The sequence below is a fragment of the Saccharothrix obliqua genome (assembly GCF_019375475.1).
Taxonomy (GTDB): Bacteria; Actinomycetota; Actinomycetes; order Mycobacteriales; family Pseudonocardiaceae; genus Actinosynnema; species Actinosynnema obliqua.
The window spans coordinates 407,086-425,056 of record NZ_JAHXGQ010000002.1 but is presented as its reverse complement, the minus strand read 5'-3'; the positions used below and the strand labels follow the sequence as shown (position 1 = coordinate 425,056).

General features: G+C 74.0%; 18 protein-coding genes. 7 read left to right on the top strand and 11 right to left on the bottom strand.

Going from position 1 to position 17,971, the window contains the following annotated elements; genetic code table 11:
• Positions 1-5: 5 nt before the first annotated feature.
• Positions 6-1,469: an amino acid adenylation domain-containing protein gene (locus KZQ38_RS07950; RefSeq protein WP_308258303.1), complete on the bottom strand. Its 1,464-nt coding sequence runs from the start codon at positions 1,467-1,469 to the stop codon at positions 6-8.
• The gene (locus KZQ38_RS07945) at positions 1,463-2,569 is read right to left on the bottom strand and encodes an acyl-CoA dehydrogenase family protein (protein ID WP_308258302.1); all 1,107 of its coding nucleotides are present in this window, start codon (positions 2,567-2,569) and stop codon (positions 1,463-1,465) included. The genes KZQ38_RS07950 and KZQ38_RS07945 overlap by 7 nt, the downstream gene beginning before the upstream one ends.
• A gap of 190 nt (positions 2,570-2,759) precedes the next feature.
• Between KZQ38_RS07945 and KZQ38_RS07940 the strand changes: the two genes are divergently transcribed.
• From KZQ38_RS07940 to KZQ38_RS07915, 6 genes are read left to right on the top strand one after another with little or no spacing between them, the layout of a single operon-like run.
• Positions 2,760-3,032 carry an acyl carrier protein gene (locus KZQ38_RS07940; RefSeq protein ID WP_219439984.1) on the top strand — a complete coding sequence of 91 codons (273 nt, stop codon included), beginning with the start codon at positions 2,760-2,762 and terminating at the stop codon, positions 3,030-3,032.
• A gap of 6 nt (positions 3,033-3,038) precedes the next feature.
• A complete protein-coding gene (locus KZQ38_RS07935; RefSeq protein WP_219439983.1) occupies positions 3,039-4,382 on the top strand; it encodes an NAD(P)/FAD-dependent oxidoreductase in 1,344 nt (447 codons plus the stop codon).
• 7 nt (positions 4,383-4,389) lie between these two features.
• Positions 4,390-5,766: a TrpB-like pyridoxal phosphate-dependent enzyme gene (locus KZQ38_RS07930; protein ID WP_443706232.1), complete on the top strand. Its 1,377-nt coding sequence runs from the start codon at positions 4,390-4,392 to the stop codon at positions 5,764-5,766.
• Position 5,767: 1 nt separating this feature from the next.
• Positions 5,768-6,706, top strand: coding sequence for an amidohydrolase family protein (locus KZQ38_RS07925; RefSeq protein ID WP_219439982.1), 939 nt, complete (start codon positions 5,768-5,770; stop codon positions 6,704-6,706).
• A gap of 2 nt (positions 6,707-6,708) precedes the next feature.
• On the top strand, positions 6,709-7,161 hold the full coding sequence (locus tag KZQ38_RS07920; RefSeq protein WP_219439981.1) for a hotdog family protein: 453 nt from the start codon (positions 6,709-6,711) through the stop codon (positions 7,159-7,161).
• Positions 7,158-7,619, top strand: coding sequence for an aminoacyl-tRNA deacylase (locus tag KZQ38_RS07915; RefSeq protein WP_219439980.1), 462 nt, complete (start codon positions 7,158-7,160; stop codon positions 7,617-7,619). The genes KZQ38_RS07920 and KZQ38_RS07915 overlap by 4 nt, the downstream gene beginning before the upstream one ends.
• A gap of 6 nt (positions 7,620-7,625) precedes the next feature.
• Here KZQ38_RS07915 and KZQ38_RS07910 read toward each other — a convergent pair whose 3' ends face one another.
• The 4 genes from KZQ38_RS07910 to KZQ38_RS07895 all read right to left on the bottom strand — a co-directional run bounded on the left by KZQ38_RS07910 (position 7,626) and on the right by KZQ38_RS07895 (position 11,545).
• Positions 7,626-8,810, bottom strand: a complete 1,185-nt coding sequence (locus KZQ38_RS07910) for a cation:proton antiporter (protein WP_219439979.1) — start codon at positions 8,808-8,810, stop codon at positions 7,626-7,628.
• Positions 8,807-9,700 (bottom strand): DMT family transporter, encoded by an 894-nt coding sequence (locus KZQ38_RS07905; RefSeq protein WP_219439978.1) that lies wholly within the window; start codon positions 9,698-9,700, stop codon positions 8,807-8,809. The genes KZQ38_RS07910 and KZQ38_RS07905 overlap by 4 nt, the downstream gene beginning before the upstream one ends.
• Positions 9,701-9,703: 3 nt before the next feature.
• Positions 9,704-10,270, bottom strand: coding sequence for a response regulator transcription factor (locus KZQ38_RS07900; RefSeq protein WP_219439977.1), 567 nt, complete (start codon positions 10,268-10,270; stop codon positions 9,704-9,706).
• A 372-nt stretch (positions 10,271-10,642) separates the two neighbouring features.
• Positions 10,643-11,545 carry an NAD-dependent epimerase/dehydratase family protein gene (locus KZQ38_RS07895; RefSeq protein ID WP_219439976.1) on the bottom strand — a complete coding sequence of 301 codons (903 nt, stop codon included), beginning with the start codon at positions 11,543-11,545 and terminating at the stop codon, positions 10,643-10,645.
• Positions 11,546-11,698: 153 nt separating this feature from the next.
• On the opposite strand from KZQ38_RS07895, the gene KZQ38_RS07890 reads away from it, so the two are divergent.
• Positions 11,699-12,490 (top strand): ATP-grasp domain-containing protein, encoded by a 792-nt coding sequence (locus tag KZQ38_RS07890; protein ID WP_219439975.1) that lies wholly within the window; start codon positions 11,699-11,701, stop codon positions 12,488-12,490.
• Here KZQ38_RS07890 and KZQ38_RS07885 read toward each other — a convergent pair.
• The 5 genes from KZQ38_RS07885 to KZQ38_RS07865 are packed head-to-tail and all read right to left on the bottom strand — an operon-like array spanning position 12,487 to position 17,891.
• On the bottom strand, positions 12,487-13,737 hold the full coding sequence (locus KZQ38_RS07885; RefSeq protein ID WP_219439974.1) for a YeeE/YedE family protein: 1,251 nt from the start codon (positions 13,735-13,737) through the stop codon (positions 12,487-12,489). The genes KZQ38_RS07890 and KZQ38_RS07885 overlap by 4 nt on opposite strands.
• A gap of 55 nt (positions 13,738-13,792) precedes the next feature.
• Positions 13,793-13,999 carry a hypothetical protein gene (locus tag KZQ38_RS07880; RefSeq protein WP_257901177.1) on the bottom strand — a complete coding sequence of 69 codons (207 nt, stop codon included), beginning with the start codon at positions 13,997-13,999 and terminating at the stop codon, positions 13,793-13,795.
• A 28-nt stretch (positions 14,000-14,027) separates the two neighbouring features.
• Positions 14,028-14,207, bottom strand: coding sequence for a hypothetical protein (locus KZQ38_RS07875; RefSeq protein ID WP_219439973.1), 180 nt, complete (start codon positions 14,205-14,207; stop codon positions 14,028-14,030).
• Between the two features lie 22 nt (positions 14,208-14,229).
• The gene (locus tag KZQ38_RS07870; RefSeq protein WP_219439972.1) at positions 14,230-16,065 is read right to left on the bottom strand and encodes a hypothetical protein; all 1,836 of its coding nucleotides are present in this window, start codon (positions 16,063-16,065) and stop codon (positions 14,230-14,232) included.
• Positions 16,065-17,891 (bottom strand): selenium-binding family protein, encoded by a 1,827-nt coding sequence (locus KZQ38_RS07865; protein ID WP_219439971.1) that lies wholly within the window; start codon positions 17,889-17,891, stop codon positions 16,065-16,067. Before KZQ38_RS07865 ends, KZQ38_RS07870 begins: the two co-directional genes overlap by 1 nt.
• Between the last annotated feature and the right edge of the window lie 80 nt (positions 17,892-17,971).

Genomic DNA, 17,971 nt, shown 5'->3' with positions numbered 1-17,971 from the left:
TCCGGTCAACGGGGCGCGCCGCACCTCGCGCCGGTCGCCAGCGCGCGGCGGTCCACCTTGCCGTTCGCCGTGCGGGGCAGGGCGGGCACGACGCGCACGCGGTCCACGACCAGGTGGCGGGGCAGCCGGGCCGCGCAGTGGCGCTTGGCGTCCAGCAGGCCGAACACGCGGCCCTCGACCGGCACCACGTACGCCGTGAGCAGGGCGTCCACCCCGGTGCCGACGACGGCCACGGCCACCTCGCTCACGTCGGGGTGGGACTGCACCACCGCCTCCACCTCGCCGAGTTCGACGCGGTTGCCGCGGACCTTCACCATGCCGTCGCGACGGCCCAGGTAGTGGTAGACGCCGTCACGCAGCACCACGCGGTCGCCCGTCGCGTACGGGCCGCGGTGCGGCGGCGCGCCGTGGTAGCCGAGCATCACGGTCGGCCCGGCCACCAGCAGCTCGCCCTCCTCGCCCTCCGCCGCGGGCGACCCGTCGTCCCGGACGGCCCACACCCGGTCGCCCGAGCACGCCCGGCCGATGGGCGCCGGGCGCGTCCAGCCGTCCGGGACGTCGCCCACCTCGTGGTAGGTGCACACGTTCGTCTCGGTCGGCCCGTACAGGTTGAGCAGCCGCACGGCCGGGAAGTGCGCACGCAGGTCGCGCAGGTGGTCGACGGGGTACGGCTCGCCCGCGAACAGCACGGCACGCAGGTGCGGCAGGTCGGCGGTGAGCAGACCGCCGGCGCGGGCCATCAGGACGAGCACCGACGGCACCGAGTACCACACGGTGATCCGCCGCCGGGCCAGCAGGTCGACCAGCAGCCGGGGCGCGTAGGCGGTCTCCGGCGGCACCAGGTGCACCGACGCGCCGACCCGGAACGCCGCGTACAGGTCGAGCACGGACAGGTCGAAGTGCAGCGGCGCGTGGTTGGCGAACCGGTCCGCCTGCCCGGCCGCCAGCTCCGCCGCCGCCCAGTCCACGAACGCCAACGCGTTGCGGTGCGAGATGCGCACGCCCTTCGGCGTGCCCGTGGAGCCGGAGGTGTAGAGCACGTACGCGAGGTCGTCGGGCGACGACCGGACGTCCGGGAGCGGGTCGACCGGTCCGCCGCCCGGCTCCGGGCACAGCGTCGGGAACCCGCCGCCCAGCGCGGTCGCGCCGTCCGGTGTCGTGACCACCACCGCGGGCGCGCAGTCCCGGAGCACGCGCGTGACCCGGTCGAGCGGGCTGAGCGGGTCCACCGGCACGTACGCCGCGCCGAGCCGCAGCACGGCCTGCGTCGCGACCACGGCCGCCGGCGACTTGGGCAGCCACAACGCCACCCGGTCACCCGGACCGACGCCCGCGGCGGCCAGCGCGTGCCCGAGCCGGTCGGCCGCCGCGTCCAGCTCCGCGTAGGTGAGGCGGCCGTCCTCGGCGGTCACGGCGGTCGCGGTGCTGCCCGCGTGCGCTCGGACGAGGTCGTGCAGGAGCGTCACCACGCCGTCTCCCCGGCGATCTGCTCCAACTGCATCTCGGTGGTGCCGGAGAACGTGGTGGCGGCCATGGCGTCCAACAGGTCCTGCGTCACGCCGGAACCCGCGCGCACCCCCGCGCCGCCGAGCAGGCGCAGCGCGAACGCCGCCACGTCCACCGCCACCTCGCTCACCGCGAGCTTCGCCGCCGCCACGTCGAACACCGCCCGCTCGGCCCGGTCCAGCCGCGCGCACGCCCGCCACAGCAGCAGCCGCGCGGCCTCCAGCCGCACCCGCAGCCGCGCGAGGCCGTGCGACACGGCCTGGTTCGCGCCGATCGGCCGGCCGAACCGGCGGTGTTCCCGCGCGTGTGCCGCGCACCGCGCCAGCAACCGGTCCGCCCGGCCCAGGAAGGCGGCGAACAAGCACGTCCGCTCCCACCGCATGGCCGACTGGAAGACCGCCGCGCCCCGCCCCGGTGCGCCCAGCACGTGGTCCGCGGGCACCCGGCACGCGGTCAGCCGCACCTCGCCCGCCGGGCACGTGGCCAGCACGGCCTTGTCGAACGGCTCCACCGACAGCCCCGGCGCGTCCCGCGGCACGATGAACGCCGTCACACCCAGGTGACCGAACGCCGGTTCCGTCGACGCGTACACCACCAGCACGTCGGCCAGGGGAGCGTTGCTGACGAACGTCTTCACGCCGTCCAGCACGTAGTGGTCGCCGGCGCGCCGCGCGGTGGCGCGCAGCGCGCCCACGTCCGATCCCGCGTCCGCCTCGGTGATCGCGTTGGCGCCCACCCACTCGCCCGACGACAGGCGTGGCAGCACCCGGTCGCGCACCGCCGGCGTGCCGTGCTCGGCGATCGGCATGGCACACGCGAACAGATGGGCCAACGCGGCGAACACCAGGCCCATGTCGGCGCAACCCGCGCCGAACGCCTCCATCGCGCGTGCGGTGTCGAGGAAACCGCGCCCGGACCCGCCGTGCGCGACCGGCACGCTGTAGCCGAGCAGCCCGGCGTGCCCGGCGCGCCGCCACCGGGACCGGTCGTCCGGCCACGCCGCGACCTCCGCCCGGATGCGGTCGTGCTCGGCCTGCGTCGCCGCCTGCCACCCGAGGTCCACGCGACGGAAGCGTAGGCGGGGCGGTCGGCGTTGTCCTCCACTGGAATAACGGCCCGCACCCGGCCGCACGGACAGGTGCCCGCACCGCCGAACGGCCGGCGTCGCCCACCACTTCGAAGGAAGACAACCGTTTTCCACACTGCATAGCATCCGAGGCCCATTCGGCGGTGCGGACACGGAGACGACGCGCATGGAACACGCAGAGGTGCTCGACGCGCTGACGGCGTTCATCCGGGAGCGGGTGCTGGACTCGCCCGGCGTGACGATCGGACCGCGCACCCCGCTGCTCGAGTGGGGAATCCTGAACAGCCTGACCACGACGGCGCTGGTGGTGTTCATCGGCGAGCGGTTCGGCGTCGACGTGCCCGCCGAGCGCATGGTGGGCCACCACTTCCGGGACCTGGACGGCATCACCCGGCTCGTGCTGGAGCTGGCGGGGGAACACCGCGGGATCCGGGGGTGAGGCGCGGTGCCGGAGTTCGACTTCGACGTCGGTGTCGTCGGCGGTGGGCCCGCCGGCTCGACCATCGCCTCCTACCTCGCCCGCGCCGGGCTGTCCTGCGTGGTGCTGGAGGCGGAGCTGTTCCCGCGACCGCACGTCGGCGAGTCGCTGATACCCGCCACCACGCCCGTGCTGGCCGACATCGGCGCCCTGGCGGAGGTGGACGCGGCGGGTTTCCCGCGCAAGTACGGCGCGGCGTGGACGTCGGCGACCAGCGGTGACGTCCCGACCCTGGGATTCCGGCTCGCGCACGGCTTCCGGGCCGCCGAGGTGGCGTTCCGGGAACGGGACCAGCGGGGCGTCTCCCAGGACTACACCTACCACGTGGACCGCGGCCGGTTCGACCTGCTCCTGTTGCAGCACAGCGAGTCCATGGGCGCGAAGGTGTACGAGGGCGTGCGGGTCCGGCGCGTCGAACCGGACGGGCGCGGCAAGCGGGTCGTGTTCGCCATGGGCCGGCGCGAGGTGGGGCTGCGGGTGCGCCTGGTGGTGGACGCCAGCGGGCGCGGCACGCTGCTCGGCAGGCAGCTCAGGCTCAAGGCGCCGGACCCGGTGTTCAACCAGTACGCCATCCACACCTGGTTCGAGGGCCTGGACCGCGCGGCGCTCGCGGTGGACCACGCGCGGGCGGACTTCATCTTCATCCACTTCCTGCCGATAACCGACACATGGGTGTGGCAGATACCCATCACGGACACGGTCACCAGCGTGGGCGTGGTGACGCAGAAGAAGCACTTCACCGCCGCCGGGCGGCAGTGGGGCGCGTTCTTCGAGCAGGCCGTGCGGACCCGGCCCGAGCTGGCGGAGGCGCTGCGCGCGAGCGAGCGCGTCCGGCCGTTCAGACCCGAGGGCGACTACAGCTACGCCATGCGGCAGGTGTGCGGCGACGGCTGGCTGATGGTCGGCGACGCGGCCCGGTTCGTGGACCCGATCTTCTCCAGCGGCGTCAGCGTCGCCATGAACAGCGCGCGCCTGGCGTCCCACGACATCCTCGACGCGGCGGAGACCGGCGACTTCGGCAAGCCCTCGTTCGGGCGCTACGAGTCGAAGCTGCGTCGCGCGGTCGGCAACTGGTACGAGTTCATCTCGATCTACTACCGCCTCAACATCCTGTTCACCGCGTTCGTCGCCGACCCGCGTTACCGCCTCGACGTGCTCCGGATGCTCCAGGGCGACGTCTACGACGGCGACGAGCCGGCGGCCCTGACCCGGATGCGGGAGATCACCCGGGAGGTGGAGAACAACCCGGACCACCTGTGGCACAAGCACCTGGGCACCCTGCGCGCGCCCAGCCAGGCGCCGATGTTCTGAGGGGACGTTGTTGGCCGTGAAGAAGTACCTGCTGTCCGAGGACGACCTGCCCACCCGCTGGTACAACGTGCTGCCCGACCTGCCCCGGCCGCTGCCGCCGCCGCTGCACCCCGCCACGCACCGGCCGGTCCGGCCCGAGGACCTCGCGCCGCTGCTGGCGGACGAGGTCGTCGCGCAGGAGTTCAGCCCGCACCGGTGGATCGACATCCCCGACGAGGTGCGCGAGGTCTACCGGATCTGGCGGCCCTCGCCGCTGGTGCGCGCCGACCGGCTGGAGAAGGCGCTGGACACGCCCGCCAGGATCTACTTCAAGTACGAGGCGGTGTCGCCCGCCGGCTCGCACAAGCCGAACACCGCCGTGCCGCAGGTGTTCTACAACGCGCGGCAGGGCGTGCGGCGGGTGACCACGGAGACCGGCGCGGGCCAGTGGGGCTCGGCGTTGTCGTTCGCGGGCAGCCTGTTCGGCGTCGAGGTCACCGTCTACATGGTGCGGGCGTCGTTCCGGCAGAAGCCGCACCGGAAGACGCTGATGGCGACGTGGGGCGGCGAGGTGCACCCGTCGCCGAGCACGCGCACGCGCGCCGGGCGGGACGTCCTGGCGCGGGACCCGGACTCGCCCGGCAGCCTCGGCATCGCCATCAGCGAAGCCGTGGAGGACGCCCTCGCCCACGACGACACCAGGTTCGCCCTCGGCTCCGTGATGAACCACGTGGTGCTGCACCAGACCGTGATCGGCCTGGAGGCCAAGCGGCAGCTGGAGATCGCGGACGACTACCCGGACGTCGTGGTCGGCTGCGTCGGCGGTGGCTCCAACTTCTCGGGCCTCGCGTTCCCGTTCCTCGCCGACACCCTGACCGGCACGCGCACCGGCACCCGGTTCGTCGCCGCCGAACCCGCCGCGTGCCCGACGCTCACCCGCGGCCGGCTCGCCTACGACCACCCGGACACCGCCGGTCTCGGCCCGCTGCTGCCCATGCGCACCGTGGGCCACGGCTTCATCCCGCCACCCATCCACGCGGGCGGCCTGCGCTTCCACGGCGACGCGCCCACCCTGTGCCTGCTGCACGACGAGGGCTACGTGGAGGCCCGCGCCTACGACCAGAACGAGGTGTTCGCCGAGGCCGTGCGGTTCGCCCGCGCCGAGGGCTTCGTGATGGCGCCGGAGTCGGCGCACGCGTTGCGGGGCGCGGTCGCCGAGGCGCTGGCCGCGCGGGAGGCGGGGGAGGCGCGCACCGTCCTGTTCGGGCTCTCCGGCCACGGCCACTTCGACATGGGCGCGTTCGACGAGTTCCTGGCCGGGCGGTTGGAGGACTACGCGTTGCCGGCGGAGCAGATCGAGGCGGCCCTGTCCGCACTGCCCGACGTCACGGCGGCGGGGGCCTGACTTGCCCGCCGGCTGGGTGGACGTGCACCACCACGCCTACCACGGGCGGCTGGCCGACGAGCTGGCCGCGCGCGGCGTCACCCACCTGGCACCCGGCGTGCCGGTGCCGCGCTGGGCGGCCGAGGACTCGCTGCGGGTCATGGCCGAGCACGGCATCGCCGCCGCCGTGCTGTCGGTGCTCCTGCCGGACCGGGCGCTGCTGCTGCCCGACGCGGCACGCCTGGTCCGCGTCGTCAACGGGTGGACCGCCGACGTGGTGCGTGCCCACCCGGACCGGTTCGGCCTGCTCGCCACCCTGCCGCTGCCCGACGTGCCCGCCGCGCTGGCCGAGGTCGCGCACGCGTTCGACGTGCTCGGCGCGGACGGCGTGGTGCTGCCCGCGAGCCTCGCCGACGGCGCGCTGCTCGGCGATCCCGGCCTGGACCCGCTGCTCGCCGAACTCGACCGGCGCGGCGCGGTCGCGCTCGTCCACCCCGACCCCGGCTACCGGTGCTCCTGCACGGGTGCGCCGGACTTCGCCACCGCCGTGCCGCCGCCGCTGGTCGACTTCGTCGCGGACACCACCCGCGCGGTGGCGAACCTGCTGTTCCGGGGCGCGCTGCGGCGGTTCCCCGGCATCCGGTTCGTGCTCGCCCACGGCGGCGGCGCCATCCCGTTCCTGGCCGGGCGGCTGGAACTGGCCCGCACCTGGGTGCTGCCCGACCGGGACGCGCCGGTCGCCGACGACCTCGCCCGGCTCTACTACGAGACCGCCCAGTCGTCGGCACCGGGCGCGCTGGCGTGCGTGGACGCCGTCGCCGCGCCGGGGCACGTGTTGTTCGGCACCGACTTCCCGTTCATGACCGCGCCCGTGGTCGAGCGGACCCGGCGCGAGGTGGCGGCGCACCGGCCGGGCATCGGCGCCGCCGCCGCGGCGCTGTTCCCGCGCCTGAGGGGTTGACGGTGCGGTACTTCGAGGACTTCCGGGTCGGCGACGTGCACGAACTGGGCGGCCACCGGTTCTCCGCGGCCGAGATCCACGCGTTCGCCCACCAGTACGACCCGCAACCCCGGCACGTCGGCGGTGCGGGTGAACCGCCTGTCGCGAGCGGGTGGCACGTGGCCGCTGTCTTCATGCGCCTGTACGTGGCGACCGTGGTGCTGGACTCCGCCGCCGAGGTGTCGCCCGGTGTCGAGCAGTTGCGCTGGCTGCGCCCCGTGCGGGCCGGTGACCTCCTGGTCGGGCGGGTGACGGTGCTCGGCGTCGCGCCGGCGCTGGCCCGCCCGGACCGCGGGGTGGTGCGGCAGCGCGGCGACCTCGCCGACGACTCCGGCCGCCCGGTCATGCGGTTGGTGTTCGACGGCCTGATGCGCCGCCGCGTCCCGGTGGCCGCGCCGGATATGCTCGGCCGATGAGCGGAGCCACGCCGGCGCAGATCCTGTCCGCCGCGGGCGTGCCGTTCGCGACCTTCCGGCACACCCCGATCCGGACCCACCAGGACGTCGAGCGCGAACTCGGGCTGCCCACCGCGCAGTTGCTCAAGACGTTGGCGTTCCGCGCCGACGGCCGGTTCGTGCTGGTGTCCATGCCGATGGCGCTGCCCGCGAACTACGGCCGGATCGCCAGGGCGGCCGGGGTGCCCCGCGCCCGGCTGCGTCGCGCGGACGAGGAGGACCTGGCGGTGCTCGGCATGGCGCCCGGCGGCATCAGCCCGCTGACCGAGGTCGCCGACCGCACCGTCGTGTTCCACACCTCCGTGCCGGACATGGGCACGGTGTACTGCGGCAGCGGGCGTGCCGACGAGACCATCGAGGTGGCGGCGGCGAGCCTGGTGGCACTGGTCGACCCGGTGCTCGCCGACGTCGCCGGCTGACCCACCTCAGACCGCGACCGGCTCCCGCTCCCGGTGCAGGAGCTTCACCAGCGGTCCGGTCGCCACCGTGGTCAGCACGGCCATCAGCACCAGTTGCGAGTACAGCGGCCGGTCCAGCAGGCCCAGTTGCAGGCCAATGCCGAGGATCACCAGCTCGGTCAGGCCGCGGGTGTTGAGCAACGCGCCGAGCGTCGCGGACCGCCGCCAGTCCAGGCCGCACAACCGGGCCGCGCCGACCGCACCCGCGAACTTGCCGCCCACCGCGACCAGCATGACGAGGCCGAACTCCGCGAGCCCCGACCACGTGGCGCCGGACAGGTCCACCTGGAGCCCGGCGATCACGAAGTACACCGGCAGCAGCAACACCTTCCCGACCTGCTCGATGCGCTGCGTCACGTGACCACGCAGGTCCGTGCCGTGCGGCATGATCAACCCGAACAGGAACGCGCCGAAGATGAAGTGCAGCCCCATCCACTCGGTCAACGCGCTCCACGCCAGCAGGCCGATCAGCACGGCGGCGAACATGTCGCGCCGCGCGCGGGCGAGCCGCGCCAGCAGCGGGCGCGCCACCAGCACGCTCACCGCCGCCAGCGGCAGCACCAGCAGCAACCGCCACTGGCTCGCGCCGCCCGCGCCGAGCACCGCGATCGCCACCGCCAGCATCGACCACGCCAGCAGGTCGCCCAGCGCCGCCGCGCCCAGCGCCAGCACGCCGACCCGCGTGCCGCCCATGCCCCAGTCGGAGATCATCCGCGCCAGCACCGGGAACGCGGTCACCGCCATCGCGGTGCCCAGGTAGAGCACGAACGCCACCCGGTCGTCCGCCGGGCGGATCGCCGTCGCCAGCAGCAGGCCCAGCACGAACGGCGTGAGCATGGAACCCAGCGACAGCGCGGTGATCGTGCCGACCCGGTCGCGCAGCAGGTCCCGGTTGAACTCCAGGCCCACCAGGAACATGAAGAACACCAGGCCGACGTTGGCCAGCGAGCTGAGCATCGGCCGGATGTCGACGGGGAACAACGCGTCCGACAACGCGCCGCCGAACAACGTCGGCCCCACCAGGACGCCCGCCACGATCTCGCCCACCACAGCGGGTTGCGCGACCCGCGTGGCGAGCCAGCCGAACGCACGCGCGAGCAACACCACCGCCGCCAGCGCCACCAGCAGCGCCACCACCTGGTGGGACGTCATGCGGCCACCGCCGCCCGCCGCCGCGCCGGCCGCAGGCCGATCGCCAACCCCACCAGCACCAGGCACGCGCCGACCAGGTCGGCGAACCGCGGCTGACCCGTGCCCAGCACGACCGCGGACACGACCGCGCCGACCGGCAGGAAACCGGAGAACAACCCGGCGCGGTCCGCGCCGAGCCGGGGCAGCGCGGCGTACCAGCACAGGAAGGCGAACACCGTGACCACCACCGCGAGGTGCGCCAGCGCCAGCGCCTCGGCGGCGGTGGGGACGCGCAGCACCGCCGCGCCGTCCACCACGACACCCACCAGCAGGAGCTGCGGCACGGCCAGCGCCGCCGAGTACGCGGACACCCGGATCGCGCCGAGCCTGCCCAGCACCGGCAGCGCCAGCAGCGAGAAACCCGCCTCGCAGGCCAGCGCGCCGAACGCGAGCAGCAGCCCCACCGGCGAACCGCCGCCGAACCCGCCGGTGACCACGACACCCGCCACGACCACCACGGCCGCCACCAGCACCCGCGGCGCGGGCCTGCGCCGCTCCACCGCCGGGCCCACGACGGCCAGCACGATCGGGACCGCCGCCACCACCGTGCCCACCGCGGCCGGGTCGGCGTGCCGGGTGCTCTCCACGATCAGCACGTTGAACGCCGTCAACCCGGTCAGCGCCAGTGCCGCCAGGAACAACACCTCACGCCGGGTGAGCCGGACGAACCCCTTGCCGAACACCCGTGCCACGACGAGCAGCAGCAACGCGCCCACCAGGTAGCGGACCGCTTGACCCCCGTAGACCGGGTAGTGGTGCAGTGCGGGCGACACGCCGGTCAAGGTGCCCACGCAGAACATGGCGGTCGCCGCGCCCAGTGCGCCGCGTTGCCCGTCGGTGAGGGTGACCAAGGCTCACCGCCTCCGCGCGGTGTCGGACAGCTCGCCCACGTTGATCAGGCCCGTCTCGTAGGCGTAGGCGACGGCGCTGGCCCGGTTGGGCAGGCGCAGCTTGCGCAGCAGGTTCTGCACGTGGAACTTGACGGTGCTCTCGGTCAGCGCGAGCTGCCGAGCCATCTCCGAGTTCGTCCGCCCGCACACCAGCAGGCGCAGCACGTCGGTCTCGCGACGCGTGATGCGCTCCGGCGGCGGGCGGTCGCGCGGGGTGGGCGCGGCGGAGAACGCGTAACCCGCGGCCAGCAGCCGGATCGCGCACAGGAACTCGTCCGGGCCGGACGACAGCGGCAGCACACCGACCCGCGGCGTGTCCGGCAGGTCCGCGTGGTCGTCCACCAGCAGGACGCTGGAACTCGGTCGGCCGGCCAGGAAGCGGCGGGCGGCCAGCGGTGGGCGCGGCACGTCGGCGAGGCAGCCCAGCACCACCACGTCGGGTGGTCGCGTGGTGTGCCGGGTGAGGCCGGCGAACGTGTCGACCTGGTGCGTCACCTCGGCCCACGGTGCTTCGTCGAGCAATTTCCGCATACCTATCCGGAAAAGCGTCCTGCGTTCCGCGAGGACTATCCTCGTGCGCGTGCCGATGGGCGCGTCGTCCACAGCGTCGGCCCCCCAAGCCCGAGGTGCGCGCGACACCGTTCAGGCAGGTCCGGGCGCATCACCGGGACCGCGCGCACGAGAGGTTCGATGTGCGGATGCCGTTCAGCGGGAAAGCTCCCCGTGTTCCGGCGAACGACGTCGTGCGGCCCGGCCCATAGCGGTCGACCCGGTGACGTCGTGTTCGCCGACCATGGTTCCCCCCCGAGTTCCCCGTGCCGGAATCCCCCTGGTGGAACCAATGGTTCACGTTCGGCGCGATCAACTCAACCTGCCCGGTCAGATTGGGCCGATCGGTGGACGTCAGTCCCGGAAGGTCTCGCGGAACGCGTCCGCCACCGCACCCGGCCGCGCGTCGCCGAGGAACAGCGGCTGAGTCAGCAGGTCACCCAGCACGCGCGGGTCCAGCCCGGACTCCCGGCCGGTCAGCGCGTGTGCCACTCCCGTGAGCCGCAACGCGCCCCGCAGCACCGCCGGGTGCAGCCCACGCACGCGGCGCGGGCGGCCGACGGCGTCCGCGACCCGCGCGAACATCTCCCGCCACGTGATGTCCTCACCACCGACCGGCACGTCCGCGCCCGACGCCTGCTCCAGCGCCTCGACCGCCGCGTCGGCCACCAGTCCGGCGCTGGTCACGGCCGTCCCACCGGGCGGCGCCACCAGCGGGAAACGCGACCGCGCCCACCGGGCCGGCGGAGCGGACCAGTTCGGCAGCCGGTCGCCCGCCCGGCCGAACACGAAGGGCAGCTCCAGCACGGCGACCGGGAACCCGGCGGCCACGCGCGCGGCCCGCGCCTGCTCCACCCGGCTGCGGATGTAGGGGTGGTGCTCCGCGAGCCGCCACCGCGGGTGCGCGCGGTGGAAGTGCGTGAAGTAGGAGCCGAGCACCACGCCCCGTGTCAGCCCCTCCTCCCGCGCCGCCGCGAACAGCCGCTCCACCGGCCGCACGTTGCCCCGGTGGAACACGGGGTAGGCGGGCCGGCGGGGCACGTCCCGGTCGTCCACCCCGGCGGCGAACACCACGCCGTCGTGCCCGGCGACCACCTCCCGCCACTCGGCGGTGGAGGCGGACGTCGCGTCCAGCACCCGGTCCACCCCGTCCCGGCTGGTCCGGGCGACCGCCGTGACCGCCCACCCGCGGCGCCCCGCCGCGGCCACCACGTGTTGCCCCACCAGCCCACTCGCCCCGACCACGACGATCCGCATGAAACGATCATGCCGCGTGGCACCCACCCGCCGCGGCACCCACCCGTCGCGGTTCCGGGGACCACCCACCCACCACCGCCCTCCCACCTCGGCCGGGGCACGCGGCACCGCCCCCGAAACGCCGCGCGACCACACGCGTGCTTGGCTTGGCCCGTGGCGGGCGGACAGCAGACCGGGCTGCGGCGATTCGTGGCCCAGATCGAACAGGCGGGCGCGGCGGCCGGGGCGCGGGTCCGGTGGCACTCCGACCACTGGTTGGCCGAACTGGTCGCGGGCGACCGGCGCGTGCTGCTCATCGGCCAGGTGTTCCCGCTCAACAACGCCGCGGCGGCGCAGATCGCCACGGACAAGGTGGCGACGTTCGAACTGCTCACCGCGGGCGGCGTGCGCGCCGTGCCGCACCGGCTGCTGCGGTTCGCGGGCCTGGCCGACCCGCTCGGCTTCACCCGCACCGCCGTGGGCCTGCCCGCCGTGCTGAAACCACACCGCGAGAGCAGCGGCGTGGACGTGCTGCGCGCCCGTGACGACGTCGAGGCCCGTGAGCACCTGCACCACCTGTCGGTCCGCTACCGGGCCATCGCGGTGTCGCCGTTCCTCGACGTCGCCGAGGAGTACCGCGTCGTGGTGCTCGACGACGTGGTGCTCCTGGTGTACCGCAAGGCCATCGCACCCGGCGAGTGGCGGCACAACCTGCGGTTCGGCGCGCGACCGGACCTCGCCGTGGACCCCGCCACGACCGCCGAGCTGAGCACCGTGGCGCGGAACGCGATGCGCGTGCTGGACCTGCGCTTCGCGAGCGTCGACGTGGTGGCGGTCGCGGGCGGGCTGTCGGTGCTGGAGGTCAACAGCGGGGTGACCCTGGAGCACTTCAGCCAGGCGGGCGACCGCCACCACGACATCGCGACGGCGGTGTACCGGGCCGCCGTCCGTGCCTGCCTGGCCTAGCAGACGCTGTCGGCGGGCTTCGGCACGCCGAGCCCGAACAACGGGCGCAGCCGCAGCCCGAGCCACGTGCCGCCGAGCGCGAACGCGCCCCACAACCAGCCGTGCAGGCTGCCCACCGAGATCCCGCCCAGGTACGCGCCGATGTTGCAGCCGCCCGCGAGCCGCGCGCCCACGCCCATCAGCACACCGCCGAGCACAGCCGCGAGCGCCGTCCGCCACGGGATGTCGCGGTGCGCCCGCCACGTGCCCGCCGCCGACGCCGCCACCGCCGCGCCGACCATGATGCCGATGTCGGTGAGGCTGGTGCGGTCGGTCCAGATCGGCGCGGCCAGCGACCGCGCGTTCGCCTGCGCCTGCCAGAACTCCCACGTCTCCGGGTGCAGCCCGACGAGTTGCAGCAGCTTCGCGCCCCACAGGGCGAACGCGAACGTGACACCCCACGTGCCGCCGGACACCAGGAACACCGCGCCCGCCAGCACACCCAGCACGACCGCGCCGACCAGCAGCGGCCACGAGCCGCGCACCACCCGCGCCAGACCGCTCGCGGTCGGCACGACGTCCGTCGGCGGCGGGTTGCGGCGGGCCTGCACGACCCGCGTCACGGCGACGATCCCGAGCAGCGCGACGACCGTCACCACCCACGAGCCGAACCAGCCGACGTGGTCCGCCAGCAGCACGCCCGGTATCGCGGGCCACCCGTCGAACACCGGGAACGCCCACGTGTAGAACACCGAACCGGCCACGAACCCGCCCAGGGTCAACACGATCGCCGACTGACCGGCCCCGACCGCGAACAGCGTGCCGGACGCGCACGCGCCGCCCAGCTGCATGCCCACCGCGAACAACACCGCGCCCACCAGCAACGCCAGCCCGAGCGGTCCCGCGGTGGCCTTCGGCGTCGCGCCGAACAAGCCCGAACCCGTGGACACGACGAGCGCGACCAACGTCGCCGCGGTGCCCAGCAGGAGGCTGTGCGCCCGCACGCCCTGCCCGTTGCCGACCGCCACGAGCTGCCGCCACGCGGAGGTGAAGCCGAAGCGGGAGTGGAACAACGCGAAACCCAGGCCCAGCCCGAGCGCCAGCAGCACGCCGTACCGGCCGCCGTGCGCGGCCCACACGTACCAGGTGAGGCCGACCGCGAGCACGCCCGAGACGGCGAGCGGCACGACGCGCACCGGTTCTTCCGGCTTCGGCACGGGTGCGGCGCACGACGTGGGTGAGGAGAGGAACCTGTTGACCGTCGCCACGGTTTGCTCCTTGGGGAGAGGCCCGGCCGCGCGGGGCGACCGGGCCGGTCTGCCATCAGTTGGGGATGATCCCGTTGGGCGCCTTCACCACCGACTGCACGAGCCCGAGCAGGGGCACGCCCAGTACCGGGGTGAACGTCCAGACGTTGTGCAGGTCGCTGGTGTCCGGTTCGTCGACGACCGCCGGGTCGGCCCACGCCGGGGCCGCGGCCCCGGTCAGCAGCAGCCCGGCGAGTGCGGCGGCGAGTGCGGCTTTCCTCACGATGGTTCTCCTCCCTCGGTGGCGGTTCCTAGCCGCCGATCAGCTTCACCAGGTCGAACACGGGGGCGAGCCCGCCGGGCACACCGGTCGTCGGGCCCAGCACACCGCCCAGGTCCACCCCGGGCAGCACCCAGACCGGGGTGTCGGCGCTCGCGACACCCGACGCGGCGAGGCACAGCGCCAGCACCGCGAAACCCACTGCCGTCACGCGTTTCACGTCGTTTCCCTCCTCAGGTGAGCAGTTCGCTGACCGGCACCACGGTCGCCTTCGGCACCCACTGGCCGGCCAGTTCCTCGGACATCGGCATCCCGGGCGCGTGCGGCTCACCCGGACCCATCGGCATCACGGTGACCTGCGCGGCGGCGAACACCCGCACACCACCGGCCGCCGGTCGTCCGCCCTGCCACGCGGTGAACCCCGCCGGGGTGGGGTTCGCGCCGCCGAACCCGTTGCCCAGCGCCACCGCGTACCCCACCGGAAGCGGCTCCCGGGGGTCGAACCGCAGTGGTACGGACACCGTCGTCACCGCGCTGACCAGCGGTGTGGTCAGCAGCCACGGCGCGACGTACAGGCCGTGCGCGTAGACGGGCCGTTCCGCCTGCTGGGCGGTGGCGGTGTCGAGTGCCGCGTGGGCCGCCTCCCACCCCGACACGACCAGCAAAGCGTTGTCCTCCTTCGGTTCCGCGTCGACCCGGATACCGGCTTCGGCCGCCGCGGCACGCACCGCGGCGGCGGCACGCGTGCCACGCGTGGTGGTGTCCGCGGCGAGCGTGACGCCGGGCGCGCCGCGGTCCCGGAGGAAGTCCACCAGCCGCCGCAGCGACTCCTCGTCCTCGGTGGGCAGTCGGTCGGCCGGGCACGTGGTGAGCGGTTCCCGCCGCCCGGCGATCAGGCCGCCCAACGCGGCGCTCGCGCACTCCGGGTCGACCACGACCGCCGGGCCGTCACCGGTGTCGACGTCGACCGAGGCGGAGTCGTCGCCCACCGACAGCACGACGTCACCGCGTCCCGCCGGCAGGTCCACCTCCGCCCACGTGCCCTCCGCGCCCACCCGGGGCAGCGCGGGCGAAGGTGGACCACCCGCCGCGACCCGGACGCCGTCGACCGCGCTCGCCGGCAGGTGCACCAGGTTGCGGCCCGGCCGGTGCGGCGTCACCAGGACCGGTACCCGTTGCCCGGCCAGGGTGACCTCCGCCAGCACGGGCACACCCGGCGTCGGCAGCTCCGCGGGCCGGGGCACCGCGGCCAACGCGCTCCACGCCACGAACCCGAGCACCACGCCGACCACCGCGACCCGACGTCCCCGCAGGGCGACCGCCACCACCGGCGACACCACCGCCGCCAGCAGCACCAGGCCCAGCGGCGTCGTCACGAGCCGCCGGTCCACCGCCACGCCGGACGTGACCAACCGCGTCACGCCCGCCGCCACCAGCGCCACCCCGAGGGTGAGCACGAGCGGCCGGGTGCCCGAACCGGACAGCGCCACCCCGAACCACGCGGCTGCCGCCGCCACGTACGCGGTGTCCACCACGAACTCGACACCCGAACCCCCGGCGGCGGTCTCGACCACCAGCAGCAACACCAGCAGCACCGCGGCTCCGCGCGCCAACCCGGGCCACCGCGACAACGCGGGCACCGCCACCACCAGCCCGACATGCACCGCCGCACCCGCGACGTGCACACCCAGCACCGCCACCGACACCACCGCCAACACGACCGCAACCGCCGCCGCGCCCACCGTGACGCGCACCGCGTTCCGTTGCAGCACAGTCGATCGCGCCGCGTTGGCCGTGTTGCTTCGCGCCATGGGCGGTTGCGCGGCACCGATGGTGTCCGGCACCGTGCTTTGCCGCGCCTCGGACGTTTCGCGCGTCTCGGTCGTTTCCCGCGCCGTGTTCCGCTTTTCCCGCGCCGTGTTCCGCGTCGTGGCCCCGCCCGGCACCGGCACTCGCGTGACCAGACCGGCACCCGCCACGAAAGCCGTCGCCAGCAACAGGACCAGGCGCAGCGCCAGCGTCCAGGAAGAGGTCCCGACCACGTCGAGACCGCCGTGGGGGTGCTCCATCACTTCACGTCGGCGTCGGCGACGACGAACAGCTCGGAGTGCGGCTTGGCGTTGCCGAACGGGCCGTGCGGCCAGTCCCGCCGGTTGAAGTTCACGCCTACCTGGCCGCTGAACTCGTCCCTGAAGTCGTTGTCCAGGGCCAGTTTCCCGTCCGGGTCCACCGACAGCACGTTCACCCGGTGGTCACCGTCCAAACCGGACCGCGCGACGAAGTAGTTCGACACGGCGATCCGCCGCGGCGACGACGTCTCCCGGTAGAGGCCGTCCGAGTCCAGCTCGAAGTTGTCGTACGCGCCCCAGTGCGGTCCCGCGGCCGGCTGCCCCGGGTTGATCGGGGCCGCGCCCGCCAACGTCGGGCAGTCCGCCTCCGCACCACCGTTGCGCGCCTCGGCCAAGGTGTCGACGCGGCACCGGAAGTCCGGACCGGCGGCCAGCAACCGCTGGATGTCCAGCACGTACACGCCGCCCGTCGTGCCCGGGTCGTTCGGACCCAGCGCGCCCTTCGCCCGTCCGGAGATCGCGCGGTACAGGTACTTGTCATCCGGGCTGGTCTGGATCCAGCCGCCGTTCGAGCCGCCGCCGTTGCTGTCGTTGCCCGCGTGGATCGCCTTGTTCGCGGCGCCGTCGTCGAACACCTCGTACCAGTGCGGTTCGGCGGCCGTGATGTCCGGCGTGTAGTGCACCGCACCGCCCTGCATGGTCTGCGCGAACGCGCCCTTGTGGTGCGGCAGGTTCGTCACCGTGGTCTCCATGACCGCACGCGACTCCGCGTGCAGCGGGTCCGCCGGATCCGCCCGCGGCCCGTCCTGGAGGTACGACACCGCGCGCAGCTTCGGGTTGTCCCGGTCGGTGATGTCCCACGTCCGCACGGTCGGGCGGCGCAGGTACGGCGACGGCTGCTTCACCGGGTCCAGGATGATGTTGCGCGGCTCGGCGTAGTCGCTGGTGACCAACGTGTTCAGGTCCTCGCGGGCCTGGATGCCGTGCGGGTTGGCGCATGTCGGCGCGGACAGCCGGGGCAGGTTCGCGCACAGCTCCGCGTTGTCGCCCTGCGGCGTGGCCGCCGAGGTCTGGGACAGCACCCGGCCGGTCCGGTCGAACCGCACCAGCGCGCCCGGACTGCCCGCGAAACCGTTGCCCACCACGGATTGCCCGTTCGCGTACACGTGCGGTCCGGGCACCACCGGGCCGCCCATGTACGTGCCGTACGCCGTGCCGTCCTTCAACGTCCAGTACGCGTCCGGGACCGAGCCGCCCAACGTGTTCGTCGGGAGGCTGATCCCCTTGAGCCGCAACTCGGGGAGCGCCGACACGTCGAACGCGTACGTCGCGGCGGCGAACAACGCGCCCGCGTAGACGGTGTCCCCCTTGTGCCACACGTACTGCATGTGGTGCGGCTCGTTTTCGACCAGCGGGCCGACGGTGGCGGTGTTGACCACCTTGCCGTACGACGGCGAGCCCTCGGTGGCGTCGATGACGGCCAGGAAATCGGGGCCCGGCAAGGCGTTCACGACCTTCCCGAGGCCGCCGCCCAGCGAGCCCGGCAGGTTCTTGACGTCCTTCACCAGGGTGTCGGCGACGTTCTCGTCACCGGCCCACACCAGCAACCACTTCTTCCGCTGCTGACCGGGCGCCGCCGAACCGCCCACCAGGTGGTTCTTCACCCAGTATTGCTTGCCGTCGGAGGCGGTCTTCGTGTCGGTCGTGGTCCGCACGTCGGCGTACGCGCTCGGCGTGCCGCCGGGGTAGGTCACCGCACCGGCGGCCAGCACGACCGCGACGGCGCTGATCAGGATTTTTCGCCTTGGCGGCGAGTTGGACAACATGCACACCCCTCGGTTGCCGAAATGAGTCGGGAAATGGGCGCGGCGAATGGCCGGAATAGTCGCGCCGGCCCTGCGGGGTG

Bases quoted from the DNA above. Each gene is read 5' to 3' on its own strand.
- KZQ38_RS07940 (WP_219439984.1), top strand. From the start codon at position 2,760: ATGGAACACGCAGAGGTGCTCGACGCGCTGACGGCGTTCATCCGGGAG.
- KZQ38_RS07915 (WP_219439980.1), top strand. From the start codon at position 7,158: ATGAGCGGAGCCACGCCGGCGCAGATCCTGTCCGCCGCGGGCGTGCCG.
- KZQ38_RS07910 (WP_219439979.1), bottom strand. From the start codon at position 8,810: ATGACGTCCCACCAGGTGGTGGCGCTGCTGGTGGCGCTGGCGGCGGTG.
- KZQ38_RS07900 (WP_219439977.1), bottom strand. From the start codon at position 10,270: ATGCGGAAATTGCTCGACGAAGCACCGTGGGCCGAGGTGACGCACCAG.
- KZQ38_RS07895 (WP_219439976.1), bottom strand. From the start codon at position 11,545: ATGCGGATCGTCGTGGTCGGGGCGAGTGGGCTGGTGGGGCAACACGTG.
- KZQ38_RS07870 (WP_219439972.1), bottom strand. From the start codon at position 16,065: ATGGAGCACCCCCACGGCGGTCTCGACGTGGTCGGGACCTCTTCCTGG.
- KZQ38_RS07865 (WP_219439971.1), bottom strand. From the start codon at position 17,891: ATGTTGTCCAACTCGCCGCCAAGGCGAAAAATCCTGATCAGCGCCGTC.